A 24,566-nucleotide genomic window follows, 5' to 3' on the forward strand; every position below is an offset into this window, starting at 1 on the left:
CATTAGTCGGCGCCTGCAACTATTGTCTGTGCACGTAAGGCGCGCTTGCATTCAGATGCGGCGCTCGCAAGGGCCACCGCGGCCCCTTCCCCCACATCTCGCAAAGGCACTCCTCATGTCGCTGAAGAACCTCCTTCCCGGCCGTCTCGGCTTCGGCACCGCCCCGCTCGGCAACATGTTCCGCGCGATCCCCGACGACGAGGCCCGCGCCACGGTCGAGGCCGCGTGGGACCACGGCATCCGCTACTACGACACCGCCCCCTTCTACGGCGCCGGCCTGGCCGAGGAGCGGCTCGGCCAGGTTCTGGCGGCCAGGCCCCGGGACTCCTACGTGCTGTCCACCAAGGTCGGCCGGGTCGTCCTCGACGAGCACGAGACCGACGTGCCCGACTTCGGCGAGAAGGGCGGCCTGTTCGAGCACGGCAACCCGAACAAGGTCCTCCACGAGTGGACCGCCGAGGCCACCGAGCGCTCCATCGAGGGCAGCCTCAAGCGCCTCGGTGCCGACCGGCTCGACATCGTCTGGGTCCACGACATCGCCCAGGACTTTTACGGCGACGCCTGGATCCAGAAGTTCGAAGAAGCCCGCACCGGAGCCTTCCGCGTCCTGTCCCGCCTGCGTGACGAGGGCGTCATCAAGGCCTGGGGCCTGGGCGTGAACAAGACCGAACCCATCGAGCTGACCCTCGCCCTCGACGAGCCCCGGCCCGACGGCTTCCTCCTCGCCGGCCGTTACACCCTCCTGGACCACGAGCACGCCCTCACCCGGCTGCTCCCCATGGCCCAGGAACAGGGCGTGGAGATGGTCGTCGGCGGCCCCTACAGCTCCGGCGTCCTCGCCGGCGGCACCCACTTCGAGTACCAGCAGGCCCCGCCGGCCATCATCGAGCGGGTCGGCCGGCTCAAGGCCCTCGCCGGGAAGCACGGCGTGAGCATCAAGGCCGCCGCCCTGCAGTTCTCGCTCGCCCACCCGGTGTCCGCCGCCGTCATCCCCGGGGCCACCCGGCCCAGCCGCATCACCGAGGACACCGCCGCCCTCGACGAGACGATCCCGGCCGCCTTCTGGACGGAGCTGCGCGCCGCCGGCCTGGTCAGTCCGGCCGCCCCTGCTCCCCGGCAACGCCTGAGCCCGCGCCCCCCGGCCACCCCCTGACCGCTCCGTCCCCCACCTCCCCCCCACACGCGGCACCAGGAGCACCACCATGGCGTCCACGTCCGTCTCCCGCGTCGTCCCCGCCTCCCCCCAGCAGGTCTGGAACCTCATGGCGGCTTCGACGCCCTCCCGGACTGGCTCCCCTGCATCCCCGAGAGCACTCACCCCTCTCGCCGTCGCCCTGATCACCGCGGTCCTGCGGAACGCCCACGGGGCATGACCCGGCCGGTTCACGCATCGCCGCCCCCGGGGGCGTACCTCCAGGGGCTGTGGCAGGCCCGCCCGTGGTCCCAGGGGCGTCGGGCCGGCCCCCCCGGCCGCACCGCGGGTGGCACAGCCCGGACGCGGTGCACCGGGCCACGTGTCGCAGCCGTGCGGCCCGGTGCACCGCGACGCGGCCCGGTACACCGGACGCGGCCCGGTGTCCGACGGCCGGCGGGCCGGCCCCGTCCGCCGTCCCGTGGTGCCCCCCGCACCGGGGGCGAACCCCCGGTCATAGGCGTCCGGCTATGACCGGGGTGGGGAGTGGGTCTTGGACGGCGGGCGGGGCGGGCTGCTGTGCTGAGCACATGATCGAATCCACCGAACGACAGGTGATCCGTCGGCGCTCGCTGCTGGCCGGTGCCGTGGGCGGCGTGGTGGCGGGGGCGGCCGGGGCGTCCCTGCTGGACCGGTCGGCCACCGCGGCCCCGGCCGGGGAGCGACCCCCGGCCGCGGCCTCCGCAGGGGGTGAGGCGGCCGAGTTCCGTTGGTTCGGCACGGCCGGCTGGCGCATCGGCTCCGGCGACCGGACCGTACTCTTCGACCCGTACCTGACCCGTTTCCCCACCGGTCTGTTCACCGGCGCGTTCGACCCCGCCACCCGGCTGCGGGTGGACGAGCCGCTGATCGACCGGCACCTGAGCGGGGTCCGGCCGAAGCTGGTGATGGTCAGCCACAGCCACTGGGACCACCTCAACGACGTGCCGTACATCGCCCGCTCCACCGGCGCCCCGGTGATCGGCACCGAGACGACGTACCACCTGCTGCGCGCCTTCGGCGTGGACGCCGGCCAGTTGATCGTCGTCAAGGGCGGTGAGGTGCTGGACTTCGACGGATGCGTGGTGGAGGTCTTCTCCGGCCGGCACAGCCGCAACGCCCGGCACTCCTACTTCGCGCCCGGCACCCTGGTCGCCCCGCCGCGCAGACCCCGGACCATCTCCGACCTCCCCGAGGGCGACACGCTGTCCTTCCAGGTGACGCCGGACGGCGGCCCGTCGGTGTTCCTGATGGGCGGCAGCGACTTCGCCGAGCGGGAGGTGGCGGGGGTCCGTCCGGACATCGCCATGGTGGCGACCCCCGCCACCTCCGCCACCCACCGGTACGCGTCCCGGCTGATGACCGCCCTGGGCCGGCCGCGCACGGTGGTGCCGGTGCACTGGGACGACTTCGAGACCCCGCTGGACGACCCGGTGCGTGCGGACCCCACGGTGGACCTGGACCGCTTCGTGGCCCAGCTGCGCGAGGCGGCCCCGGAGTCCCGGATCGTGGTGCCCGACCGCAGCACGACCTACCGCTGGTCCTGACCCACCACCCGGGGGCCCGGGTTCCCGGCCGGGCGGGACCGGGCAGGACCGGTTCGGGGCGGCGGCCGTGCCCCGGCCGGGACCGGCTCCCGGTGGTCAGGCGGAGCGACGGTCGACGTACTCGAAGACCGAGCCGTCCGGGTGACGGGCCACCAGGTTGCGCCCGATCGGTGTGGGGAGCGGGCCGGCGATGATGTCCGCGCCCACCGCCGTCAGATCGGTGACCGCCTCGTCCACGTCCCGTACCGCGAGCGTCGCGGTGATCTTCCGGAGGATCGACAGCTCCGCCTCCGGACCGCTCATCAGGAAGAAGCAGCCGACCGCCGCGACCGAGACGCCACCGCGCTGGAAGCGGACCGCCTCGGCCCCGGTCAACCGTTCGTAGACCGCGACCGCCTTGTCCAGGTCATCGACGCACACCCGCAGAGAGGTCCCCAGAATGTCCATACGGGGGAGCCTAGTTGGTGTGCCCCGCCGGTATCCGCCGGTTGCCGCCCTTGGTGCGCCGTACCCCTCCGGTACGGCGCCCCGGACCCGCCGCCGGCCCCCTCCGTGAGGAACGGACCGGGCGGACGGACCGGGCGGACGGACCGGGCGGACGGACCGGGCGGACGGACCGGGCGGACGGGCCTGGTGGGTCCCGGGCCTGGCGGGCCCGGTGGGACCCCGGCGGGTCCTGAAACGCGTGCCGGGCGCCCGGGGGCGGGCGGAGCGGGCGGGCGGGCCGGGTCCGGTCCGGCGCCGGCCGGTGCCGTCAGGGCGTGGCGCCGGCCGGGGGCGGTACGGCAGCGCACCTCCCCGTGCAGCACCGCGAACCAGCCGTCCTCCCGGGCACCCCACTCCCGCCAGGCGCCGGCGATCCGCCGCAGGTCCGCCGCGGTGGCGTGCCCGCCGTCGACCGCCAGCCGCGCGTAACGGGACTCCACCGTGCGTTCCGCCCACAGCCCGCTCCACCAGGCGCGTTCCTCGGGGGTGCTGTAGCACCAGGTGGCGGCGGTCGCGGTGACGTCGGTGAAGCCCGCCCGGCGGGCCCAGGAGAGCAGCCGGCGCCCGGCGTCCGGCTCGCCGCCGCCGGCGCGCGCGACCCGCAGGTACAGCGCCCGCCACTCGTCCAGCCCGGGGACGAGCGGGTACCAGGTCATCGCCGAGTAGTCGGAGTCGCGGGCCGCCACCACCCCGCCCGGACGGCACACCCGGCGCATCTCGCGCAGCGCGCCCACCGGATCGGCCAGGTGCTGGAGCACCTGGTGCGCGTGGACCACGTCGAACGTGCCGTCGGGCATCCCGAGCCGGTGCACGTCGGCGACCGCGAACCGGATTCCGCTCAGCCCGCGCTCCTCGGCCACCGCGCGCGCCCGCGCCAGCACCGGGGCCGCGGCGTCCACCGCGGTCACCTGCCCGGGGGCCACCAGCTCCGCCAGATCGGCGGTGATGGTCCCCGGCCCGCAGCCGATGTCCAGCAGTGACATCCCCGGCCGCAGCTCGCCCAGGAGGTATCCGGCGGAGTTGGCGGCGGTGCGCCAGGTGTGCGAACGCAGCACCGATGCGTGGTGCCCGTGGGTGTAGACGGCGGTCTCCTGCGGCATGACGGTTCTCCCCTTCCCCGGCGGGTTGTCCGGTGTGCCGCCACGGTACGCGGGCGTCTCGCGTGGTGAGAACTGCGTCTCGTATTCCGGTACGCGCGGCGTGGCTCGGTGCATCGCGGCGAACCTCGCCGCTACCTTCCGTGCGCGCCCGGTCACACGTGCCCCCGCCGTGGCCGTGCGAGCCCGCGACCCGAGGCGCTCCGCGCCGGCCCCACCTTCCCCCGGGAGAGACCATGACCTCCTTCCCCCCGCACGTCCCGGCCGCCCCGGACGAGGCCGACTACGACCGGGTGAGGCTGCGCCAGTGGCTCGCCGGGACCGCCAGGGCCGACGGGTTCGGCCGCCGTGAGCTGCTGCGGCTGCTGGCCGCCGCCCCGGCCGCGGCGGCGCTCCCGGCCCTCGGCGCCACCGGCGCCGCGGCCGCGTCCGGCCACCCCGCCCACGCGTCCGGGCGTGCCGCCTCCTCCGCCACGCCCGGAGGCGCCCCCCGCGCCGCGGGCGCCGCGCGGGGCCGCGCGGCCGCCGCCCCGGGCATCGTCAAGCCGCTGCCCGCGGAGTGGTTCGTGGTGCGCGACACCAACGCCGAGACCCGGTGGAGCGCGCTGCGCGGCACCGGACCGCACACCCCCCTCGACCGCTTCTTCGTCCGCAACCACGTCGCCACCCCGCGGCTGGACGCGGCCCGCTGGCGGCTGAGGCTGTGGGGGAGCGGGCTGCGCGGGGCCCCGACGTACGACCGGGCCGTCGAGATCGGGTACGAGGAGCTGCGCTCGCTGCCCTCGGTGACCCGCTCCGCGTTCGTGGAGTGCGCGGGCAACGGGCGCGGCTACTTCGCCACCCAGCAGGGCGAACCGGTGAGCGGCACCCCGTGGACGCTGGGGGCCATCGGCTCGGCGCGCTGGCGCGGGGTGCCGCTCGCCACCGTGCTGCGCCGCGCCGGCCTGCTGGAGCGGGCCGTGGACGTGATGCCGCGCGGGCTGGACGACGACTACCTCAGCGACGGCGTCAACCTGGGCCCGGTCCGCCGGCCGCTGCCGGTCGCCAAGGCGCTGAGCGACGTGCTGCTCGCCTACGAGATGAACGGGGAGCCGCTGCCCCACGACCACGGCCACCCGGTGCGGGTCCTCGTCCCCTCCTGGAACGGGGTGGCGTCGATCAAGTGGGTCGGGGACATCGAGGTTTCCGCGGAACCCCTGTACTCCCCGTGGAACACCCGGATGTACCGCCTGTTCGGCCCGGCCCACCCCGAGGGGGGCGCACCGCTGACCCGGGCCGGAGTGCGCAGCGCCTTCGAACTGGATCCGCACCAGCGGTTCGCCGCCGGCCGCACCCACCGGCTCACCGGGCGCTCCTGGTCGGGGGCGGCCCCGGTGCGGAGCGTGGAGGTGAGCTTCGACGGGGGCGCGCGGTGGAGGCAGGCCCGGCTGCTGGACCGGCCCCGGGCCGGCGACTGGGTGCGCTGGACGGCCGACTGGCTGCCGCGCCACCAGGGGACGGCCGCCCTGCTGGCCCGGGCCACCGACGCGGCCGGCCGCACCCAGCCGGACCGGGCGGTGTACAACACCCACGGCTACCTCTTCGACGCGGTGGTCCGCCACCTGGTCGAGGTGGTCTGAGGAAGCGGTCGCCGGTCTGCGGGCCGGCCCGGCCGGGAAGCTCCGCCGGCCGGGCCGGCCGGAGAGTCCGTCGGGCCGTCCGGTCGAGGGACCGAGGGCCGAGGGGGCCGAGGCGGCAGGGCGACCGGGGGAAGGGGCGGGCGCCCGCAGGGCCCCCCGTCCCCCTTGGGGATCCGCCGGGCGGATCCCCACCGGACGGGATCCGGCGGGCCGGGCAGGAAACGGCGGGCCCGGCCGGGAGGGGAGCCGGCGGGCCCGCCGGCCGGGCCGGCATCCGGCCGGCCGCTCAGCGGCGCCGGCTGACGTCGGAGGCGACGTCCTCGACCGTGCGGTAGGTGCGGTCCGGCGGCAGCGACTCCACCATCTCGATCACCTGGTCCGGTGCGTGCCGCTCGTGGAGCATGCGCAGCAGCGCGCCGCGCTTGGCCGGGAACGGGGTGCGCCCCAGCTGACGGGCGAGTTCGAAGCGCATCGCCTCGTAACCGCCGCTGGTACCCGGCCGGGAGGCCGGCCCGACGCCCGGGCTCGGGTCGTCGTCCGCCCCCGGCTCCGGGTCGTGCCACTCCTCGGACCTGGTGGGGTGCCCGGACCTCAGCAGGCCGTCCAGCTCGTGCTTCCTCTCCTCGTCCTGGCGCGGACTCAACCGGTCACTGCCTCGCTGCATGACCGTCCTCCTCTCGCTCGGGCGCCGGGTCCACCGCCCGCGTCCCGTCCGCCGCCCGCCGGGTCGGGCGCCGGGTCGGCGGGTCGGGCGCCGGGCCGGCGCGGGCATGGTCGCGCGTGGGGCCCGGGTACCCGTTCGGCGGCCGGCCACACGACCGACCACACGGCCGGGCCCGACCCCGGCATCGCGCGCGGCTCGCCTCGCCGGGCGGGCGGGGCCCGGCGACAATGGGGGCATGGCTGACCGCATCGCACCGAACACGCTGCTCGCCCGGTACGACGAGGCCCTGGAGTTCTTCTCCGACCGGGTGCACGCCGTGCGGCCGGGGCAGTGGGACGCGCCGACGCCGTGCACCGAGTGGTCGGTACGGGACCTGGTGAACCACCTGACCGTCGAGCAGCTCTGGGTGCCCCCGCTGCTGCTGGAGGGCAGCACCATCGAGGAGCAGGGCGACGCCTTCGAGGGCGACGTGCTCGGCGACGACCCGGTGGCCGCGTGGGACCGTGCGGCCGGGGCGGCCCGCGACGCGTTCCACACCACCGGGGCGCTCGACCGGACCGTCCAGCTGTCGTACGGGGAGACCCCGGCGCGCGACTACTGCTCGCAGATGACCGCGGACGCGGTGGTGCACGCCTGGGACCTGGCGCGCGGCATCGGCGCGGACGAGCGGATCCCCGAGGAACTGGTCGCCTTCACGGCGCGGGAGGTCGCGCCCTACGCCGGCGGCCTGGAGCAGAGCGGACTGTTCGCCGCCCCGGTCGAACCGCCTCCCGGGGCGGACGCCCAGGCCGAACTCCTCGCCCTGCTGGGCCGCCGCGCCTGAGTCCCGACGGGCCGCCTCGTCGCGCCTGCGCCCCGACGGCGTCCCGCCTGAGCCCCGACGGGCCTCGCGCCTCGTCGCGCCTGCGCCCGGACGGCGTCACGCCTGAACCCGACGGGCCTCGCGTCCGAGCCCGGCCCGACGGGCGTCGTGCCCTGCGCCCGGCCCGTGGGGCCGGGGCCCCGGCCGTCGGGCCCGAGCCGGCCGACGTCGCGCCCGAGCCGGCCGACGTCGCGCCCGAGCCGGTCCGCCTTGCCCGGTCCCGGCCGGGCCCGCCCGTGAGAAACCGGCCCCACGGTGCGGCGCCTCGCGGCTGCGGGCCGCCGGCGCCGACGGCCCGGGCATACCCCATGCCACCGTCCGCCCGGCCGGACCGGGCGGACGGTGACGGCGGGGGCGGCACGCCGGGCGGCGTGCGTGGCCGCGCTACAGGGCCGACTGGGCGGACTGCACCGCCTTGTCGAACACCTGGAGGAAGGTCTCGTGGAAGGCGCGCAGGTCGTCCGGCTTGCGGCTGGTGACCAGGGTGTTGGGACCGGCCTCGCAGACCTTGACCTGCTCGTCCACCCACTGGCCGCCCGCGTTGGTGATGTCCGTCCGCAGGCTCGGCCAGGAGGTGAGGGTGCGGCCCCGCACCACATCGGCCTCCACCAGCGTCCAGGGCGCGTGGCAGATCGCGGCGACCGGCTTGCCCGCGTCGAAGAAGTCGCGGACGAAGGCGACCGCGCCCTTGTCGGTGCGCAGCTGGTCCGGGTTGGCGACGCCGCCGGGGAGCACCAGGGCGTCGAACTCCCGGGCCGAGGTGTCGGAGACCACGGTGTCCACCGGGAAGGTGTCGGCCTTGTCCAGGTGGTTGAACGCCTGGATCGTGCCGGGTGCGGTGGACACCAGGACGGGGTTGCCCGCCCCGGCCTTCACGGCCTCCCACGGATCGGTCAGCTCGACCTGCTCGACCCCTTCCGGGGCGACGAGAAAGGCGACCTTCATGGATGTCACGTCCTCTCGTTCGGTGTTCGGCGCGCGCCGTCGGGTCGGGCGCGCGTCGTTCGGGGCCGGGGCGCCGCGCGACGCTCCGGGTCCGGCGCGTGGCGGGACATGCCCGGTCCGGGTCCGCGGCCGGTGGCGCCGCGCGCACCGCCGTGCGGTCACGGGCACCGCCGCGCGGGCGGGTTGCCCACCGCGGCACGCGGCCACATGGCACGCCGCCGTGCGCGACCGGAACCGTCCGGTGCCGGCGGCGCCTGTTCACCGTCCGCACCGCGCGGCCGGGGCCCGGCACCACGCCGGACCGGGGCACCGCACGGAACGCACCGCGACCACCGCGCGTCCCCGTCGCCCCCGCACCGCCGCGGCGCCCGGCGCCGCGGCCGGACCCGGAGCCCAACGGGTCCGGTACCCGGCGTCGGCCACGCGCCGCGGGGGTGCGGGCACGCCCCGGCGCCCCCGGCGTCCCACTCCTCGGGTTGCCGGACGGCGGTGTCCGAAACCCGCCTCCGCGACCGGGCCGCCCCGTGTCGGCCGCCCGGCCGGCCGGGCCGGTCTGCCAAGGTGGACGGACCCGCAACCGTGGTCGCAGGGACGAGTCGCAGGGAGAAGGGGCATCCGTATGCAGTCGCACCCACCGATCCCGGCCCCCGCCGAACCAGACGGCGGCCTGCCGGTGCTGCCGGACCTCGCCGCACGCTTCACCGGGGCCGCGGAGGACACCGCGCCGGCCCCGGTCGGCGGCGGCGCCGCGCTGCGGGACGCGGCCGTCGGCTACTGGGCGCGCCGCGGGGTGGACGCCACGGCCGACCGCGTCCTCGCCGCCCCCGGCGCCCAGCCGCTGCTGCTCGCGCTGTTCGCCGCGGCCGGCGGCGACGTCCTGCTCAGCCGCCCCTGCGCCGGATGGTACGAACCCCTGGCCCGGCTCGCCGGGCGGCCCGCCTACCGGGCGCCGGTGCCGGCCGAGTGCGGCGGGGTGCCCGATCCCTTCGCGCTGCTGGAGACGGTGCGCCGGGTACGCGCCGAGGGCGGCGAGCCCCGGGTGCTGGTGCTGTCGGTCGCCGACGACCCCACCGGCACCGTCCCGCCGCCCGAGCTGCTGCACGAGGTGTGCGAGGCGGCGGTGGCCGAGGGGATGCTCGTGGTGAGCGACGAGACCTGGCGGGACACCGTGCCCGAACCGCACGGCACGGTGCTCGTCAGCCCCGCCGAGATGCTGCCGGACCGGGTGGTGGTGCTCAGCGACCTGGCCGGGGCGCTGCTGCCCGCGGGCTGGCCCGCCGCGGTGGCGCGGTTCCCGGACACCCCGGACGGCGCCGGGCTGCGCTCCCGCGCGCTGGCCATGCTCGCCGCGGTCCGCGGCACGCTCTCCGCCCCGGTCTCCGCCGCCGCCGCGTACGCCCTCGACGAGCCGGAGAGCGTGCGGAGCCGGGCGGCCGCCGCGGCGGCGGCGTACCGGGCGGTCGGCGCGGCGGCGTACCGGGACCTCACCGGCGCCGGGGTGCTCGGGCTGCCGCCGCGGGCCGGCCGCCACCTGTACGCCGACCTGTCCGAGCTGCGGCCGGCTCTGGAGCGCCGGGGCGTCACCGACTCGGTGGAACTCGCCGACCACCTCACCCGGTGGCTGGACATGCCGGTGGCCGGCGGTCACCTCTTCGGTGACGCCCCCGACGCGCTGCGGGCGCGGCTGCCGCTGGCCCCGCTGCTGGGCGCCGACGAGCGGCGGCGGCGCACCGCCGCCGAGTCCCCCGATCCCACCGAACTCCCTTACGTGCGCGCGGCGTTGGACCGTCTGGCCGAGGTGGTCACGGAGCTGTCCGCCGCGCGCCCGGGGTGAGCCGGCGGCGTCCCCGGCCGGTGGGTGCGGGGCGGGGGTACGGGGTGCCGGCCGGCGCGGACCGCCCTCACTCCTGATGCGGACATAAGTGGCGAATTGCCGCGCTGACTCTTAGCTTCCAGGCATGTACATACGACACCTGCGCCATGTCGCGCCCCTCGCCACGCTCGCCGTCCTGGAAGCCGCGCTCGTCCCGGCCGCGGCGAGCGCCACGCCCGACCACCACCCGGCACGCCACACCGTCCGGCCCGGGCAGTCCATCCAGGCGGCGGTGGACGCCGCCCGCCCCGGGGACACCGTGCTGGTGCTGCCGGGCGTCTACCGGGAGAGCGTCCACATCACCGTGTCCGGACTGACCCTGCGCGGCTCGGGCCGGGCCACCGTGCTGATGCCGCCCGGCAGCGGGAGCGGACCGGGTTCCGACGGCCGGACGGGCTCGGACGTCCGCAAGGACCCCGACGGCAGCCCGGGCTCAGGCGCCCGGAAGGAATCCGACTCCCGGAAGGACTCCGGCACCCGGAAGGACTCGGAGGCCCGGAAGGAATCCGGCGGCCGGACCGGCGGTGCCGCCGCGGGGACCGGACGCGGTACCGCCGCCACGCCCCGGAACGGGGGCGGCGCCAAGGCCGAGACCTGCGCCGCCGCCGGACACGGCATCTGCGTCACCGGTACCGAGCGCCGGCCGGTGGACGACGTCGCCATCCGCACCCTGACCGTCTCCGGCTTCCGCGGCGACGGGATCCGGGGCAACCGCACCGACCGGATGAGCGTGCACGGGGTGCGGGCGGTGCACAACGGCCGCCACGGCATCAGCCAGGAACGTTCGGTCCGCGGCGACCTGCGCGGCAACGAGGCCCGCCACAACGCCGAGTCGGGCATCTTCCTCGCCAACATGACCGACGCGGAGGGCGGCGCCCTCGACACCCGCGGTGCCGTGATCAAGAGCAACAAGCTCTCCGGCAACCGGATCGGCGTGGTGCTCCGCCGCACCAGGAACCTGACCGTGGAGCGGAACACGGTGAACGACAACTGCGGCGGTGTCTTCGTCGTCGGCGACGAGTCCACCCCGCGCGGCGGCGCGCTCACCATCACCCGCAACACCGTCCACCACAACAACCGTCACTGCCCGGCGACCGCCCGCCTGCCCATCATCGAGGGCACGGGCATCCTGCTCACCGGCGTGGAGGAGACCCGGGTCACCGACAACGAGGTGCGCGGCCACACCGGCAGCTCGCCGATGTCCGGCGGCGTGGTGCTCTTCAAGAGCATGACCGGCGCGCCCAACGCGCGGAACACCGTCAGCGGCAACGAAGTGCGCGGCAACACCCCCGCCGACCTGGCCGACCAGGACCGCGGTCCCGGCAACGCCTTCACCGGCAACCGCTGCGACCGCTCCGTACCGCAGGGGTGGTGCTGAGGTGACCGCCGCACCCACCGTGGCAGCCGCACAGCCGGCCCCACCGCAGTCCGGGATGCGGCTGCGCGAGATCGTGTTCGGGGCGGCGCGGGCCGCCGCCGTGCGCGCCGCGGCCCGGCTGGGTGTGGCGGACGCGCTGGGCGAGGCCCCCGCCACCGCAGAGGACCTGGCCACCGCCGTGGGGGCCGACGCGGGGGCGCTGCGCCGCCTGCTGCGTGCGCTCGCCTGCGAGGGGGTCTTCGCCGAGACGGCGGACGGCCGGTTCGCCCACACGGAGATGTCCCGGCTGCTCCGCGAGGACGCGCCGGGCAGCCTCCACCACATCGCCCTGTGGTGCACCGAGCCCTGGACCTGGCAGGCGTGGCCCCTGCTGGACCAGGCGGTGCGCTCCGGCGGCCAGGTCTTCACCTCGCTGTACGGCAAGGAGTTCTTCCCCTACCTGCACGAGGACGCGCCGGAGTCCGCACGGGTCTTCGACCGGGCCATGACCGCCTCCAGCCGGCAGTCCGCGGCGGACGTGGCGGACCTGCTCGACCTGGGCGGAGTCGGCCACGTCGCCGACATCGGCGGCGGCCAGGGCCACGTCCTGGCCGCGCTGCTGGAGAAGTACCCGGCGCTGCACGGCACCCTGCTCGACCTGCCCGGGGTCGTCGCGGGCGCCGACCCCCGGCTGCGGCCCGGCGGCGCGCTCGCCGACCGGGCCAAGCTGGTGCCGGGGGACGTCCGCCGGGACATCCCCGTCGCGGCGGACCTCTACCTCATCAAGAACATCCTGGAATGGGACGACGACAGCACCCGGCGCACCCTGCGCAACGTGGTCGCCGCCGCACGTCCCGGGGCCCGGGTGGTGGTCGTCGAGAACCTCGTGGACGACAGCCCCTCGATGCGGTTCACCACCGCCATGGACCTGCTGCTGCTCCTCAACGTGGGCGGGCGCAAGCACACCACCGGGAGCCTGCTGGCCCGCATGGCCGAGGCCGGGCTGGAGGTGGGCGAGGTCCAACCGGTCAACGCCTACCTGCACGCCTTCCACGGCACCGTGACCGGCCGTCCGGTGCCGGCGGAGGAGGCCGCCGCCGGCTGAACCGGTCCGGCCGCGCGGCGGCGCACGGCGGTGCGGCCCCGGGAGATCCGAACCACCGGCTCCCGGGGCCGCACCGCTGCCGTCCGCCGTGCCGGACCGCCAGGTCCGTCGTGCGGGTCCGCCGTATCCGTCCGTCGTGCGGGTCCGTCGTGTCCGTCCGCCGTGCCGGTCCGCCCTGTCCGTCCGCCGTGCCCGTGCCGCCTCCCACGGCCGGCGTCGTGCGGCCGGTCCGTGCCGGTCCGGTCCGCGTCACGTCCACGTCCGGTCCCACCGTGTGGGGCGACGTACGGCCGGCCCGGTCCGTGTCGTGCGGGCGTGTCGTGCGGGGGAGGGGGCGCCTCGGTGCGTCGTGTCCGCCGCCGGTACGGACCGCCGGCGGCCCGTGGTGCCGCCGGCGTGGTCCCGGCGCGGTCGCCGGGACCGGGGCGCGGGCCGCGGTGCCGTCAGGCCCAGGCGAACGAGTCGAGGTGGGCGAAGACCACCACGTTCGCGGTGTAGTCGCGGGCCTGGCGGTCGTAGGAGCCGCCGCAGGTGATGAGCCGCAGCTGGGCGTTGGGGGTGTCGCCGTACACCCGCTCGTCGGGGAAGTGGTCCTTGTCGAACGTCTCGACCTCGTCCACCACGAAGGTGGCCACGATCCCGTCGGCCCGGGTCACGGTCACCTTCTCCCCGGGCTTGATGGAGGCGAGCGCCCAGAACACCGCCGGACCGGTCCTGGTGTCCACGTGCCCGGCCACGATCGCGTTGCCCCGCTCACCGGGGGAGGCCCCTTCCCGGAACCACCCGACCAGGTTGTTGTCGTCGTCCGGCGGGGCGTTGAGCTGACCGGAGGCGTTCAGCGTCAGCTCGGTGAACGGCGCGTCCACACCGACCGTGGGGACGGCCAGCCGTACGGGCGCCGAGCGCGGGAGCGCCGGGCCCCGGCTGGGCTTGGGTGCCGGTGAGGCACCGCCACCCTTCGCCGAGGCGCTCGCCGCCGGCTTGTCGGGAGGGGAGTCGGGCGAGGCGTCGACGGAGTTGTAGACCAGCAGCGCGCCGACCAGGGCCGCCGCGGCGGCCCAGCGCAGGATGCGCGCGCTGTTGTCGCGGCGGTCCGGCGGGGTGGCCGCCGCGTCCCGGTGCGGGGGCTCTCCGGCGTCCGCCTGCGGGGGGTGTTCCACCATGGCAGCGTTTGCCTTTCTTCGGGCCGGTCGGTCGAGGTCGGTTGTGGGGGCGTGACCGGTTGTGGGGGGTTGTCGACGGTCGTGGGGCGGGTGCTCCGCGCCGGACGGGACGGGGGAGGGGCGGCTACGGGCCCGGCCGGACGCGGTGGCGGCCAGCCACGCCGGGCCGGCCGGGCCGCGACCGGCCGGGGTGCGGTGTGCGGTGCGGGGGAGCGGGCGGGCTCTTCGTGCGGGCCGGCGAACTGCCCTCCTCCCCCCGCGGGCCGGCGGTCGGTGGCGGTCGGTGCGAAGGCGCGGGCGGGCGGGCGCCGCCGGCCCGCCGGGGCACCGGCGGGACCCGCTCCGGGCACGGGTGGCGGACGCCGGACGGGCGAGCCGCTCCCCGGGCGGCCGGTGCGCCGCGGCCGGACCCGGGGAGCGACAGCGCCGTGGTCACCGCCGGTGTGAACGGCGGTGACCACGGCTGGCTGGACGGACTTCCGAAGAGGCCGCGACTCAGACCGCCTTGCCGGCCGGGGTGCGGCGGCGCAGCACGTACACGCCGGCGCCGAGCCCACCGGCGAGCAGGACCGCCCCCGCGGCGAGACCGCTGCCGCTGTCCAGGGCCATCCCGCCACCGCCGGTGTGCACACCGCCGTGCGGCTTGTGGTGGCCGCTCCAGCCGCCTTCCTTGCCCTTGCCCTCCCACGACTTGTGGTCGCCGTGCTTCTGCTGCCACTCCTCGTGGTGGCTGCTGCCCTCCTTGCCCTGCCAGGACGAACCCTGCTCGTCGCGGCGGGAGTCGGAGGATGAGGAGGAGCCGGAGTCCTGGCTGTTCGAGCCGTCCTGCGTACGGGAGTAGCCGTGGTCGGACCCGTGGTCGGACCCGGGGTCGGTGGCCGCGTAGGCGGCCGCCGGGCCACCCAGGGCCAGAGCGGCGCCGAGAGCCGCACCGGCGATGAGCGTGCGAGTGGAACGCATGGTTAATTCCTTCCGGCGCTCCGGGACTACTGACCATCTGTCAGCTGAGGGGGATCACGGAGCCGCCTTTCTCACCGTCAGCCAGAACCCCGGGTGCCGCCACCGGACACCGGCGCATTCGAGTGGCGGTGTGCGCCCTCCGGGTGGCCGCGTCGGCGTGTCGTCACCCGTTGGCAGCAGGGGTCCGGCGGCGGCGTTCCGGCCGGTGCCGCTCGGCCGCCCGTACGCCCGTGCCCTTCCCGGCACGGCTGCGGAGGGGCGGCGGCGCGGGTACCCGCACGCGTACCGCGCCCGCCGCCCCGCCGCACCCCGGCGCCGCCGTCCGGGGCACCGGCGGGCGGCGATACGGGGTGCGGCGGGGGTCCGTGCCCGGCCGGTCACGCCCGTTCCCGTTGCGGCGGGGCCGCCGTCGGCACCCGCCTGCCCCGCCGTGCAGCAGCTTCCGCCCGCGCGCCCGTCACGCCCGCCCGGCGGCCCCGGCCGCGCGCCGCACCCGTGCGCCTGCCCCGGTGCGGGGCGCGGACCCGGCCTCCGCGCACGGGGTGCAGGGGGTGAGGCAACAGCACACGCGGGATGGCCGGCGGGACCGCGCGACGGGCACCGCGAACGCCGGGGCCGGGGCGGCGCGGGCCCGGGGCACCTGACAGCCGGCCCCCGCGGCACCGGGCCGGGCGTGCGTCCGTGAGCCGCGAACAGCCGCGAACAGCCGAGGTCAGCCGCGCAGCCTCACTCCGTACCGGGAGCGCAGCCGCACCACTTCCCACCAGGCGATGGCCGTCACCGTGGCCGGACCGCCGACGAGCAGCAGCCAGGCGAGCGGCGACGGACCACCGGGCAGCCCGCCGAGAGCCGCCAACTCCCACACCAGAACGCTCGTCAGCACGGCCGGCGCGGCGGGGTGCACCGCCGCCGCGCCGAAACCGGTCCGGGCGACCGCGACCGACGCGAACAGGATCACCATCAGTGCCCACGGGATGCCCAGCACCACCACCGCGAACACCAGCAGACCGGGCAGGCCGCTCACCTCATCGGGTGTGACGACGAAGAAGCCGGTGAACAGGGCCGCGATGACGGCCAGTACCCCGATGAAGCGTCCGAACTCCCGCAGCGGCACGCGCAGGGCGGCCCGCATCGCCCGGCGGCGCGGGGGTGGCGCCCACCGGATGAGGACGGCGAAGACGACCGGTCCGGTGGCGATGAGCAGCCAGGGCGTCAGGAAGAGCGTGGCCCAGTGCTCCGAGATCCGGTCGTCCAGGTGGTCCGTCGCGCTCCCGTAGGCCGCCAGCACCGCGAGCGACACCACGGCCGCCGTCCACGTGCGCAGGGTCTTCACACGCGCCACGGCCGGATCGTGAAGGGGAGCGAGGCCGCCGCCCCCGACGAGGCGCCGGGCGACGTGGCGCGCGCTGCGGGCGAGGGTGTAGAGCACCAGCAGGGGAGACGACAGCAGCAGCACCGGGGACAGCACGAGCAGCACGCCGTGGGGCAGCCGGCTCAGGAGCGGCCACAGCGGTGGCCAGGCCCCGGCGCCCCCGGGGCCGCGGTGACCCCCCGGTGGCGGCACGGGCGCCGGCGGGGGCACGGGCCCCGGCGATGGCGGCACGGGCCGCCCGGGATCGTTCGCTGCCGGCGTGCCTGCCATGGCTGCGCACCTCACCTTCCGGCGCCGCACCCCCGCACCGCACCCGCGTGGCAGGGCCCTGTCCGTGAGGACGAGTGCCCGTGCGGCATGGTTCCCCGACGCCGTCCTCGCACCGGACCGGTCCGGTGCGCCCGGCGGCACCCGGCCAACCGGGTGCCGCCGGGCGCGCGGAACCGGCCGGCCTCCGTCCGCCGGACCCGCCGACGGGTCCGGCGGGTCCCGCGGTCGCGCACGCCGGTGCAGCACCGGGCGGCTTCACGCGCGACGCCGTGCGGGTTCACGGTGGTGCCGGACCGCCGACCGCCGACCACCGAGCGTCGAGCGCGACTCCCGGCCGTCGGCGGCCCCCCGCGGACCAGCCCGCGCCCGCGTCCTGGCGGACCCTCGCGGACCAGCCCGCGCCCGCATCCCGGCGGACCGTGGCGGACCGGCCCGCGCGCCCGCGTCCCGGCGGCCGTCCCCGGGCGCGGGTACGGCCGCCGGCCCGCTCACCACCGTGGCGGTGGTGCACGGACCGGCGGCCGTGCGGCACGGTGACCGGGCTCCCGCGCCGACCCGCACGGAGCCCGCACGGGAAGCCGCGCCGCCCCACCCGGCGCGCGGGCGGGACGCCCCCGCACCGCCGGCGCGGACGGGGACGTCCCCCGCGCCGGCGGCCGGTGCGGGGGACGCGGGGCCGGCGTGTGGGCGGCCGGCGGGCGCGGGCGGGCACGCCGGCGTGGCGCGCCCGGGCCGGCGGGCGGTCAGCCCCCGTCCCGGTCCCAGCGGTAGAACTCCCGCGCCATGGCGTCCCGCGGACCGCGCCAGGTCGCCGGGTCGTAGGCGGCCACGAACGGCGACAGCCGCTCGCTGATGTCCCGGAACTCCGGGTGCCCGGCGTGGTCGGCGACCCGCGGGCCGGGCGGCGCGTCCGCCTCGATGAGGTGCAGGTACACATCACCGAACTGGAACAGGCTGCGGCCGGTCACCCCGATCAGCCGGGGCAGTTCGCCCCGCGCGTCGGACTCGGCGAAGACCGCCGCGATGTCGGGGGCGGAACCGGGCCGCATCCGGGCCACGATGAGGCTGCGGTGCATCGGCCGCCCGCCGCCCGGCTCCCGGGGGCCGTCCCCGCCGCGGGCCGGTGCCGGGCGGGTCGTGGCGTCCCGGCCGGCCCCCGTCCCCGCGGTCACGTCCCCACCCGGGCGCGGGCGCGCTGCTCCACGCGGTCCCGGATCAGCTCCATCTGGACCTTGGAGTTCTGGTTGATCCGCTCGGTCATCTGGGCGTCGTCGACGGGGGCCTCCGGCTTCATCTCGAAGTCCTGGGTCCACCGCATCAGGGTGCCGCGCGCCGTCTCCTCGTACTCCCACCGGATGTTCATGTAGGCGAACGGGCCGGTCTCCACCCGCCGGGCCCAGACGGTGCGCGCCTCCCGGTCCGCCTCCCGCTCCGAGACCCAGCTCCACACGGTGCCGTTCTCGTCCGGGTGCATGGTGAGGCGGAACGTCGTGGTGTCCCCGTGCTGCTCCAGGATCTCCACCGAGGCGTACTCGCTGAACAGCTGGGGCCAGCCGGCCACGTCGTTGGTGACGTCCCAGACGAAGTCCAGCGGGGCGTCGATGAGGATCTCGTTGTCGGTGTGTCCGGCCATGTCACGCTCCTACGGTGAGGGATTCGTTGACGACCTCGACGAAGTCGCCCGGGGTCTTGCACGCCTCGGCCCGCGAGTCGATCTGCACGCCGTAGCGCTGTTCCAGCTCGGCGACGATGGCGAGCAGGCCGAGGGAGTCCAGGCCGAACTCGGCGAGCGGGGCGTCCTGCCCGCCGCGGAGCCGGTCCGCGTCCACGGTGATGCCGGCGCAGCTCTTCATCAGCGCCGCCAGCTCCTCGTGCGTCAGTTGACTGGCCATCACTTCTCTCCTTCCGCGCGGCGCAGCAGCAGCGCCGCGTTGGATCCCATCAGCCCCCGGCTCAGCACCAGCGCGGTGCGCAGCTCCGCGCTGCGGGGGCGGCAGACCACCAGGTCCAGGTCGTGGCAGACCTCGGTGACCTGGGGGGTCGGCGGCACCGTGCCGTGTTCCAGGGCGAGCACCGCGGCGGCCACGTCCAGCGGCGGGCCCCCGCAGTAGGCGCGGCCGTACCCGGCCTTGGGCGCGGTCACCGGCACCCGGGCCGCGCGGGGGCCCAGCGCGTCGGCCAGCGCCAGTGCCTCCGCCCGGTCCGCCTCGACGGTGCCGAGCGCGTCCGCGAAGACCACGTCGATCTCCTCCGGGGTGCACTCCGCGCGCTCCAGCGCCACACCGATCGCCCGGGCCAGCCCCTGCCGCGACTCCGCCCAGCCGGAGGGCCGGCCGAAGGTGGCGCCGTGGCCGATGACGCGCGCCCGCACCGGGGCGCCGCGGGCCACCGCCGCGCGCTCCTCCTCCACCACCAGCATCGCGCCGCCCTCCGCGGGGACGAAGCCGCACGCCCCGGCGGTGAACGGCAGGTAGGCGCGCTCGGGGTCGGCACACCGGCTCAGCTCCCGGTACCCCAGCTGGCACACCACCGAGTACGGGGCCAGCGGTGCCTCGGTGGCGCCCACCAGCACGGTGTCCGCCCCGTTGCGCACCGAACGGCAGGCGTGCGCGAAGGCGTCCAGACCGCCCGCCTCGTCACTGGCCACCACCCCGCACGGCCCCTTGAAGCCGCCGCGGATGGAGATCTGGCCGGTGCTGGCCGCGTAGAACCAGGCGATGGACTGGTACGGACCCACGTACTTGGGCCCCTTGCCCCACAGCCGTTGCAGCTCCCGCTGACCGAACTCGCCGCCGCCGGACCCGGCGGCGGTCACCACGCCCACCGAGTACGGCGGCAGGCCCTGGTGGGGCAGCTGGGCGTGCTGCATCGCCAGGTCCGCGGCGCCCATCGCGAAGTGGCTGAACCGGTCGGTCTGCACCAGGAAGCGCTCCTCCACCGCCGCCCCGGCGTCGAACTCCCGCACCTGGCCGGCCACCCGCAGCGGGTAGCCGGTGCAGCCCTCCCGGGAGAGGCGGTCCAGCACCACCACGCCCTCCCGGGTCGCCTTCCAGAACGCGTCCGTGCCGATGCCGTTCGGGGCGACGACGCCCAGACCGGTGATGACCGTGTGCCGTGCCGTGCCGTTCATCGCGACCTCCCGTCCGGCCGGCCGAGGACCACCGCGGACTGGAAGCCGCCGAAGCCGCTGCCCACCGACAGCACCCGGCGCAGCGGTCTCTCCCGCGCGGTCCTGGGCACGTAGTCCAGGTCGCACTCCGGGTCCGGTTCCTCGTAGTTGGCGGTCGGGGGGACCACCTGGTGGGCCAGCGCCAGGGTGCAGGCGGCCAGCTCGATGGCGCCGATCGCGCCCAGCGAGTGCCCCACCATCGACTTGATGGAGCTCATCGGGGTGGCATAGGCGTGTTCACCCAGCGACCGCTTCACCGCCGCGGTCTCGTGCCGGTCGTTCTGCTTGGTGCCCGAGCCGTGCGCGTTGATGTAGTCGATGTCGTGCGGGTCGATCCGGGCGTGGTCCATGGCCGTGTCGATCGCCCGGGACATCTCCAGCCCCTCCTTGGTCAGCCCGGTCATGTGGTAGGCGTTGCCGAACGTGGCGAAACCGCTGACCTCGCAGTACACCTCGGCCCCCCGCCGCCGGGCGTGCTCCAGCTCCTCCAGCACCAGCACCGCGGCGCCCTCACCCATCACGAACCCGTCCCGCCGGGCGTCGAACGGCCGGGAGGCGTGCTCGGGGTCGTCGTTGTTCGCCGACGTCGCCTTGATCGCGTCGAAGCAGGCCACCGTGATCGGCGATATGGGGGAGTCGGAGGCGCCGGCCACGTACACGTCCGCCAGCCCCTCCTCGATGGCCTGGAAGGCGTACCCCACCGCGTCCAGCCCGGAGGTGCAGCCGGTGGAGACGGTCTGCACCGGGCCGTGCGCGCCGAACCGTTCCGCCACCCCGGAGGCCAGCGCGCTGGGGGAGAACGCGCGGTGCAGGAACGGGCCGGCCCGCCGGTGGTCCACGTCCCAGCGCGCACCCTCGCCGCTGACCAGGGCGTAGTCGTGCTCCAGCCGGGTGGTGCCGCCCACCGCCGTGCCCAGCGACACCCCGACCCGCCAGGGGTCCTCGGCGGCCATGTCCAGACCGGCGTCGCGCACCGCCTCGTCGGCGGCGACCATCGCGAACTGCACGTACCGGTCGGCCGCCGCCACCTCGTCCGGGCCCAGGCCGCACGCCGCCGGGTCGAAGTCGCACTCGGCGGCTATCCGGGAGCGGAAGGCGCCGGCGTCGAACAGCGAGATGGTGCGGGTCGCGGTACGGCCCGCGGTCAGCATCTCCCAGAACGCGCCGGTCCCCACCGCCCCCGGGGCGACGACCCCGACGCCGGTGACCGCGACGCGCCGGGTCACGACGCCCCCCGGGCCGCTTCACCACTCGGGGCGCCCGCCCCGTCCGCGAGCTCCTCGGTGTCCACGTGGCCCAGGTCGGGCCGGGGCGCCAGCGGGCCCAGGTGGAACACCAGGCGGGCCTCGCCGTCCCCCACGTTGCGGAACCGGTGCCGCATGAACGGCGGGATCAGCAGGGCCTGGTCGGCCACCAGCCGGTGCGGGGTGCCGTCCAGGTCCACCTCCACCTCGCCGCGGACCAGGAACACGAACTCCTCCGAGTACGGGTGGTAGTGCTCGGTGATCCGCTCCCCGGGCCCCATCACGCCGAGCCCCATGAACCCGCTGGTGGCGCCGGCCGTGGTCGGGGTGAGCAGAGCGCGGGTCTCGCCGCCGCGGCGGCGGTTGGGCGGCACGTCGTCCAGGCTGACGACACGCGGCGCCATGGCCGCGGGGGTGGTGGTCGGGGTCTGCTGGCTGGTCATGCGATACCTCCCGGGGAGGACGGTGCGGTCGACAACGGTGCGGTCGAGGACAGAGCGGGGCGGCCGGCCGGGCCGCCGTGGGACCGGGGCCCGGCGGCCGGCCGGCACGGGGCGTGACACCCGTGCCGGCCGGCGGCGGGCCGCGGGGCGGGCGGCGCGGTCACCGGTCCTCGGGCGCCGCCCGCCGGTCGGTGACCGGGGACATCAGACAGCGGGCGAGGAACCGGCGCCGCCCGGCCTCGTCGGACAGCTCGCCGTCCGGGCCCAGGTCCACCAGGCGGCCGAGCACCGCCGCGGCGCGCCGGCCGGCGATGCCGAGCGCCAGCGAGGCGTGCCGCTCCAGCGGGGCGGTGGAGTCCACCATCCGCATCACCAGGTCGTCCCGCTGGAAGATGGTGGCGGCCACCACCGGGTTGGACCGGTCGGCCGAGGCCAGCTCGTCCTGGCGCTCCAGCAAGGTGGCCACCGCCGCCCCGCACCCGGTGCGCACCGGGTACAGCAGCGCGTGCCGGCGCACTCCCGCCGGCCGCAGCCCGGACACCGCCCGGTGGTGCGCCATGGGCAGCGCCGCGCGCAGGAAGAAGTCCCGCGCCGACTCCGGGTCGTCCAGGTCCCGGGCCACCTCCAGGTACGGGTTGATGGCCTCCTCCACGGCCCGCACCTGGGGCTGCCGCGCCACGTGCCGCAGCGCCGCCACCAGGTCCCCCTTGACCTCCACCGCCCGCACCACCCGGTTGCCGCGCATGAACAGCGAGGTGCGCAGCAGCCGGGTCGAGTCGTCCACCCGGGCCTCGGGCGGCTCGTACGCCGCCAGGATCTCCGCCACGGTGTGCTCGCTGCCCGGCCGCACGGTGAACGTCAGCGCGTGCCGCACCACGCCGTCGCCCACCCTGGGTTCGGTGAGCAGTCCGTCGGTGGTCACCGGCCCCAGCGGGCCGTGCGTCGTCTCCCGCATGACGGTGTACCGCAGCGACCGGGTGTCGTTGACGCACCCGTGCAGCGGTTTGACCATCTCGCGGTGTTCCTCGCTCTCCACCCAGGCCAGGAACGGCGCCGCGCTCTCCCACTCGCTGGTGATCAGCCACTGGCACGGGTTGTCGATCGACTGGCACAGCTGGTCGCTGATGTGGCCGGGGACCTCCGCCACCTGGTGGCACAGCTGGTCGTAGGCGTCCAGGAAGCGCTGCTGGGCGCCGTGGCGGACCTCCAACATCAGCACCACCCGCAGCCGCGCGTCGGCACCGGAGGCGCCCCGCGAGGTACGGGCGGGACGGGTGGCCGCGGCCCCGCGCGCGCCGGTGCGCGGGGGCCGGGGGGTTTCGGACAGGGTGCTCATGATCTACATCTCCTTCGCGGTGCGCCGCTCCTCCGCCGGGTGCGCCGCCGAAGGGTGCGCCACCCGCTTCCCGATCGTGGAGCGCTCCCACGGATGGCGCGAGACGTGTGATCCATCCGGGGGAACGGGCGGCCTGCCTCACCGGAGTCCCGGGCGTGGCAGGGCATAGCCAGGAAATGACGCCACATGCCCCGCACACCGACGCCCCGGTGCCCGTCCTGATCGTCGGCGGCTCCCTGGTGGGCCTGTCCACGTCGCTCTTCCTCGGTCGCCTGGGCGTCCCGCACCTGCTGGTCGAGAAGCACCCGGGCACCTCCCTGCACCCCCGGGGCCGGGGGAACAACGTGCGCACCATGGAACTGCTGCGCACCGCCGGGGTCGCGGACGCCGTACGGGAGGCGGCCTCGGTCCTGGCGGACAACCACGGCATCCTGCAGGCCCACTCGCTGACCTCCGGGGACCGCGGCTGGCTGTTCAAGGACATCGACCCGGGCGGCCGGCTCGCCCGGATCAGCCCGGAGGGCTGGTGCCTGTGCAGCCAGAACGACCTGGAGCCGGTGCTGCTGCGCGCCGCCCGCGACCTCGGCGGCGACCTGCGCTTCAGCACCGAGATGACCGGCTTCGAGCAGGACGCCGAGGGGGTGACCGCCCGCCTCACCGACCGGGCCACCGGCCGGCGGTACACGGTCCGCGCCGCCTACCTGGTCGCGGCCGACGGTCCGCGCAGCCCGGTCCGCGAGCACCTGGGCATCGGGCAGACCGGGCGGGGCGAGCTGTTCCACAACGTGAGCATCACCTTCCGCGCCAAGCGCCTGGCCGAGGTGGTCGGCGCGGACCGGTTCATCGCCTGCTACCTCACCAACCCCGACGCGGGCGGCGCGCTGCTGCCGGTGGACAACAGCGAGCACTGGGTCTTCCACGCCCCCTGGCACCCGGAGCACGGCGAGGAACTGGCGGAGTTCACCGACGAGCGGTGCGCCACCCACATCCGGGCCGCCACCGGCGTGCCCGACCTGGAGATCGACATCACCGGAAAGGCCGCCTGGCACGCCGCCGAACGGGTCGCCGAGCGCTACCGCGAGGGCCGGGTCTTCCTCGCCGGGGACTCCGCCCACGAGATGGCACCCACCGGCGCGTTCGGCTCCAACACCGGCATCCAGGACGCGCACAACCTCGCCTGGAAGCTCGCCGCGGTGCTCGGCGGCTGGGCCGGACCCGGACTGCTGGCCAGCTACGGCGCCGAGCGGCGGCCGGTCGCCGTCGCCACCAGCGCCCGGGCCGCCGCCCGTTCCGCCGAACACAGCCACCCCGGGTACGCGGCCCCGCCCACCACCGGCCGGCAGAGCGACGTGCTCGCGGTGGCCCTGGGCTACCGCTACCCGCACGGCGCGGTGGTCGGCGCCGACCCCGGGCAGCAGCCGGTGCCCGAGCGGTTCGAGCCGTCCGGCGCGCCCGGCTGCCGGGCCCCGCACCTGTGGCTGCTCCGCGCGGGCGTGCGGATCTCCACCCTCGACCTGTACGAGCGCCGCTGCGTGCTGCTCACCGGCGCCGCCGGCGCCGCCTGGCACACCGCGGCCGGCCGGGCCGCCGCCCGGCTGGCGGTGCCGCTCGACCGCTACCGGGTCGGCGACGGCCCGGACGCGGACCTGGTGCCGGTCCCCGGCGCGGACTGGGCCGGCGCGCACGGCACCGCGGAGGACGGTGCGGTGCTGGTGCGCCCGGACGGGTTCGTCGCCTGGCGGTCATGTGGGGCCGTCGCCGACCCGGAACAGGCCCTCACCGCGGCCCTCTCCTCGGTCCTGTCCCTGGGCGCCTGACGCCGGCGGGGCGGGGCCGGCGCTCCGCGGGCCCCGGGAACGGCCCGGGGCGCGCGGGAAGGTGAG

General features: G+C 76.4%; 22 protein-coding genes and 1 pseudogene. 9 read left to right on the forward strand and 14 right to left on the reverse strand.

Going from position 1 to position 24,566, the window contains the following annotated elements; translation table 11 throughout:
* Positions 1 to 115 precede the first annotated feature (115 nt).
* The 3 genes from IHE55_RS24355 to IHE55_RS24365 all read left to right on the forward strand — a co-directional run bounded on the left by IHE55_RS24355 (position 116) and on the right by IHE55_RS24365 (position 2,718).
* Positions 116 to 1,153, forward strand: a complete 1,038-nt coding sequence (locus IHE55_RS24355; protein WP_197990979.1) for an aldo/keto reductase — start codon at positions 116 to 118, stop codon at positions 1,151 to 1,153.
* A gap of 49 nt (positions 1,154 to 1,202) precedes the next feature.
* Complete coding sequence (locus tag IHE55_RS24360; protein ID WP_232265681.1) at positions 1,203 to 1,373, forward strand: hypothetical protein; 171 nt, start codon at positions 1,203 to 1,205, stop codon at positions 1,371 to 1,373.
* Positions 1,374 to 1,722: 349 nt separating this feature from the next.
* A complete protein-coding gene (locus IHE55_RS24365; RefSeq protein ID WP_197990980.1) occupies positions 1,723 to 2,718 on the forward strand; it encodes an MBL fold metallo-hydrolase in 996 nt (331 codons plus the stop codon).
* Between the two features lie 96 nt (positions 2,719 to 2,814).
* On the opposite strand, the gene IHE55_RS24370 is transcribed toward IHE55_RS24365, so the two are convergent.
* Together IHE55_RS24370 and IHE55_RS24375 are read right to left on the reverse strand one after the other, a co-directional pair.
* Positions 2,815 to 3,165, reverse strand: a complete 351-nt coding sequence (locus IHE55_RS24370) for a VOC family protein (protein ID WP_197990981.1) — start codon at positions 3,163 to 3,165, stop codon at positions 2,815 to 2,817.
* A 335-nt stretch (positions 3,166 to 3,500) separates the two neighbouring features.
* A pseudogene (locus IHE55_RS24375) lies at positions 3,501 to 4,304 on the reverse strand (class I SAM-dependent methyltransferase); the annotation flags it as partial.
* Positions 4,305 to 4,537: 233 nt separating this feature from the next.
* Between IHE55_RS24375 and IHE55_RS24380 the strand changes: the two are divergent.
* Positions 4,538 to 5,920: a sulfite oxidase gene (locus IHE55_RS24380; protein ID WP_197990982.1), complete on the forward strand. Its 1,383-nt coding sequence runs from the start codon at positions 4,538 to 4,540 to the stop codon at positions 5,918 to 5,920.
* Positions 5,921 to 6,206: 286 nt separating this feature from the next.
* Here IHE55_RS24380 and IHE55_RS24385 read toward each other — a convergent pair whose 3' ends face one another.
* A complete protein-coding gene (locus IHE55_RS24385) occupies positions 6,207 to 6,584 on the reverse strand; it encodes a DUF2795 domain-containing protein (RefSeq protein WP_197990983.1) in 378 nt (125 codons plus the stop codon).
* A 235-nt stretch (positions 6,585 to 6,819) separates the two neighbouring features.
* Here IHE55_RS24385 and IHE55_RS24390 point away from each other — a divergent pair, with 235 nt between their 5' ends.
* Complete coding sequence (locus IHE55_RS24390; protein WP_197990984.1) at positions 6,820 to 7,407, forward strand: TIGR03086 family metal-binding protein; 588 nt, start codon at positions 6,820 to 6,822, stop codon at positions 7,405 to 7,407.
* 423 nt (positions 7,408 to 7,830) lie between these two features.
* On the opposite strand, the gene IHE55_RS24395 is transcribed toward IHE55_RS24390, so the two are convergent.
* A complete protein-coding gene (locus tag IHE55_RS24395; protein ID WP_197992221.1) occupies positions 7,831 to 8,391 on the reverse strand; it encodes a type 1 glutamine amidotransferase domain-containing protein in 561 nt (186 codons plus the stop codon).
* A 619-nt stretch (positions 8,392 to 9,010) separates the two neighbouring features.
* Here IHE55_RS24395 and IHE55_RS24400 point away from each other — a divergent pair.
* From IHE55_RS24400 to IHE55_RS24410, 3 genes are all read left to right on the forward strand, one after another.
* Positions 9,011 to 10,225 (forward strand): aminotransferase class I/II-fold pyridoxal phosphate-dependent enzyme, encoded by a 1,215-nt coding sequence (locus IHE55_RS24400; protein WP_197990985.1) that lies wholly within the window; start codon positions 9,011 to 9,013, stop codon positions 10,223 to 10,225.
* 124 nt (positions 10,226 to 10,349) lie between these two features.
* Positions 10,350 to 11,642, forward strand: coding sequence for a right-handed parallel beta-helix repeat-containing protein (locus IHE55_RS31715; protein ID WP_232265682.1), 1,293 nt, complete (start codon positions 10,350 to 10,352; stop codon positions 11,640 to 11,642).
* 55 nt (positions 11,643 to 11,697) lie between these two features.
* On the forward strand, positions 11,698 to 12,726 hold the full coding sequence (locus tag IHE55_RS24410) for a methyltransferase (RefSeq protein ID WP_197992223.1): 1,029 nt from the start codon (positions 11,698 to 11,700) through the stop codon (positions 12,724 to 12,726).
* 443 nt (positions 12,727 to 13,169) lie between these two features.
* Here the strand turns inward: IHE55_RS24410 and IHE55_RS24415 are convergent, their stop codons facing one another.
* The 10 genes from IHE55_RS24415 to IHE55_RS24460 form a co-directional block, all read right to left on the reverse strand.
* Positions 13,170 to 13,889, reverse strand: coding sequence for a class F sortase (locus tag IHE55_RS24415; RefSeq protein ID WP_197990986.1), 720 nt, complete (start codon positions 13,887 to 13,889; stop codon positions 13,170 to 13,172).
* 495 nt (positions 13,890 to 14,384) lie between these two features.
* Positions 14,385 to 14,849: a GVDTG sorting domain-containing protein gene (locus IHE55_RS24420; RefSeq protein WP_197990987.1), complete on the reverse strand. Its 465-nt coding sequence runs from the start codon at positions 14,847 to 14,849 to the stop codon at positions 14,385 to 14,387.
* A 712-nt stretch (positions 14,850 to 15,561) separates the two neighbouring features.
* The gene (locus tag IHE55_RS24425) at positions 15,562 to 16,326 is read right to left on the reverse strand and encodes a hypothetical protein (RefSeq protein WP_197990988.1); all 765 of its coding nucleotides are present in this window, start codon (positions 16,324 to 16,326) and stop codon (positions 15,562 to 15,564) included.
* Between the two features lie 908 nt (positions 16,327 to 17,234).
* Positions 17,235 to 17,567 (reverse strand): TcmI family type II polyketide cyclase, encoded by a 333-nt coding sequence (locus IHE55_RS24430; protein WP_197990989.1) that lies wholly within the window; start codon positions 17,565 to 17,567, stop codon positions 17,235 to 17,237.
* 92 nt (positions 17,568 to 17,659) lie between these two features.
* Positions 17,660 to 18,124 carry an SRPBCC family protein gene (locus IHE55_RS24435; protein WP_197990990.1) on the reverse strand — a complete coding sequence of 155 codons (465 nt, stop codon included), beginning with the start codon at positions 18,122 to 18,124 and terminating at the stop codon, positions 17,660 to 17,662.
* Position 18,125: 1 nt separating this feature from the next.
* Positions 18,126 to 18,383: an acyl carrier protein gene (locus IHE55_RS24440; RefSeq protein ID WP_197990991.1), complete on the reverse strand. Its 258-nt coding sequence runs from the start codon at positions 18,381 to 18,383 to the stop codon at positions 18,126 to 18,128.
* The gene (locus IHE55_RS24445) at positions 18,383 to 19,621 is read right to left on the reverse strand and encodes a ketosynthase chain-length factor (protein WP_197990992.1); all 1,239 of its coding nucleotides are present in this window, start codon (positions 19,619 to 19,621) and stop codon (positions 18,383 to 18,385) included. The genes IHE55_RS24440 and IHE55_RS24445 overlap by 1 nt, the downstream gene beginning before the upstream one ends.
* On the reverse strand, positions 19,618 to 20,886 hold the full coding sequence (locus tag IHE55_RS24450) for a beta-ketoacyl-[acyl-carrier-protein] synthase family protein (protein ID WP_197990993.1): 1,269 nt from the start codon (positions 20,884 to 20,886) through the stop codon (positions 19,618 to 19,620). Before IHE55_RS24450 ends, IHE55_RS24445 begins: the two co-directional genes overlap by 4 nt.
* Entirely contained in the window at positions 20,883 to 21,308 is a 426-nt protein-coding gene (locus tag IHE55_RS24455) for a cupin domain-containing protein (RefSeq protein ID WP_197992224.1), read from the reverse strand. The genes IHE55_RS24450 and IHE55_RS24455 overlap by 4 nt, the downstream gene beginning before the upstream one ends.
* Positions 21,309 to 21,507: 199 nt before the next feature.
* Positions 21,508 to 22,683, reverse strand: a complete 1,176-nt coding sequence (locus IHE55_RS24460; protein ID WP_197990994.1) for a SchA/CurD-like domain-containing protein — start codon at positions 22,681 to 22,683, stop codon at positions 21,508 to 21,510.
* A 176-nt stretch (positions 22,684 to 22,859) separates the two neighbouring features.
* Here IHE55_RS24460 and IHE55_RS24465 point away from each other — a divergent pair, with 176 nt between their 5' ends.
* Positions 22,860 to 24,500: an FAD-dependent oxidoreductase gene (locus tag IHE55_RS24465; RefSeq protein WP_197990995.1), complete on the forward strand. Its 1,641-nt coding sequence runs from the start codon at positions 22,860 to 22,862 to the stop codon at positions 24,498 to 24,500.
* Positions 24,501 to 24,566 lie beyond the last annotated feature (66 nt).

The organism is Streptomyces pactum, assembly GCF_016031615.1.
Taxonomy (GTDB): domain Bacteria; phylum Actinomycetota; class Actinomycetes; order Streptomycetales; family Streptomycetaceae; genus Streptomyces; species Streptomyces pactus.

Coding starts and splice junctions, on each gene's coding strand:
- IHE55_RS24355 (WP_197990979.1), top strand. CDS start 116: ATGTCGCTGAAGAACCTCCTTCCCGGCCGTCTCGGCTTCGGCACCGCC.
- IHE55_RS24360 (WP_232265681.1), top strand. CDS start 1,203: ATGGCGTCCACGTCCGTCTCCCGCGTCGTCCCCGCCTCCCCCCAGCAG.
- IHE55_RS24365 (WP_197990980.1), top strand. CDS start 1,723: ATGATCGAATCCACCGAACGACAGGTGATCCGTCGGCGCTCGCTGCTG.
- IHE55_RS24370 (WP_197990981.1), bottom strand. CDS start 3,165: ATGGACATTCTGGGGACCTCTCTGCGGGTGTGCGTCGATGACCTGGAC.
- IHE55_RS24380 (WP_197990982.1), top strand. CDS start 4,538: ATGACCTCCTTCCCCCCGCACGTCCCGGCCGCCCCGGACGAGGCCGAC.
- IHE55_RS24385 (WP_197990983.1), bottom strand. CDS start 6,584: ATGCAGCGAGGCAGTGACCGGTTGAGTCCGCGCCAGGACGAGGAGAGG.
- IHE55_RS24390 (WP_197990984.1), top strand. CDS start 6,820: ATGGCTGACCGCATCGCACCGAACACGCTGCTCGCCCGGTACGACGAG.
- IHE55_RS24395 (WP_197992221.1), bottom strand. CDS start 8,391: ATGAAGGTCGCCTTTCTCGTCGCCCCGGAAGGGGTCGAGCAGGTCGAG.
- IHE55_RS24400 (WP_197990985.1), top strand. CDS start 9,011: ATGCAGTCGCACCCACCGATCCCGGCCCCCGCCGAACCAGACGGCGGC.
- IHE55_RS31715 (WP_232265682.1), top strand. CDS start 10,350: ATGTACATACGACACCTGCGCCATGTCGCGCCCCTCGCCACGCTCGCC.
- IHE55_RS24410 (WP_197992223.1), top strand. CDS start 11,698: ATGCGGCTGCGCGAGATCGTGTTCGGGGCGGCGCGGGCCGCCGCCGTG.
- IHE55_RS24415 (WP_197990986.1), bottom strand. CDS start 13,889: ATGGTGGAACACCCCCCGCAGGCGGACGCCGGAGAGCCCCCGCACCGG.
- IHE55_RS24420 (WP_197990987.1), bottom strand. CDS start 14,849: ATGCGTTCCACTCGCACGCTCATCGCCGGTGCGGCTCTCGGCGCCGCT.
- IHE55_RS24430 (WP_197990989.1), bottom strand. CDS start 17,567: ATGCACCGCAGCCTCATCGTGGCCCGGATGCGGCCCGGTTCCGCCCCC.
- IHE55_RS24435 (WP_197990990.1), bottom strand. CDS start 18,124: ATGGCCGGACACACCGACAACGAGATCCTCATCGACGCCCCGCTGGAC.
- IHE55_RS24440 (WP_197990991.1), bottom strand. CDS start 18,383: ATGGCCAGTCAACTGACGCACGAGGAGCTGGCGGCGCTGATGAAGAGC.
- IHE55_RS24445 (WP_197990992.1), bottom strand. CDS start 19,621: ATGAACGGCACGGCACGGCACACGGTCATCACCGGTCTGGGCGTCGTC.
- IHE55_RS24455 (WP_197992224.1), bottom strand. CDS start 21,308: ATGGCGCCGCGTGTCGTCAGCCTGGACGACGTGCCGCCCAACCGCCGC.
- IHE55_RS24460 (WP_197990994.1), bottom strand. CDS start 22,683: ATGAGCACCCTGTCCGAAACCCCCCGGCCCCCGCGCACCGGCGCGCGC.
- IHE55_RS24465 (WP_197990995.1), top strand. CDS start 22,860: ATGACGCCACATGCCCCGCACACCGACGCCCCGGTGCCCGTCCTGATC.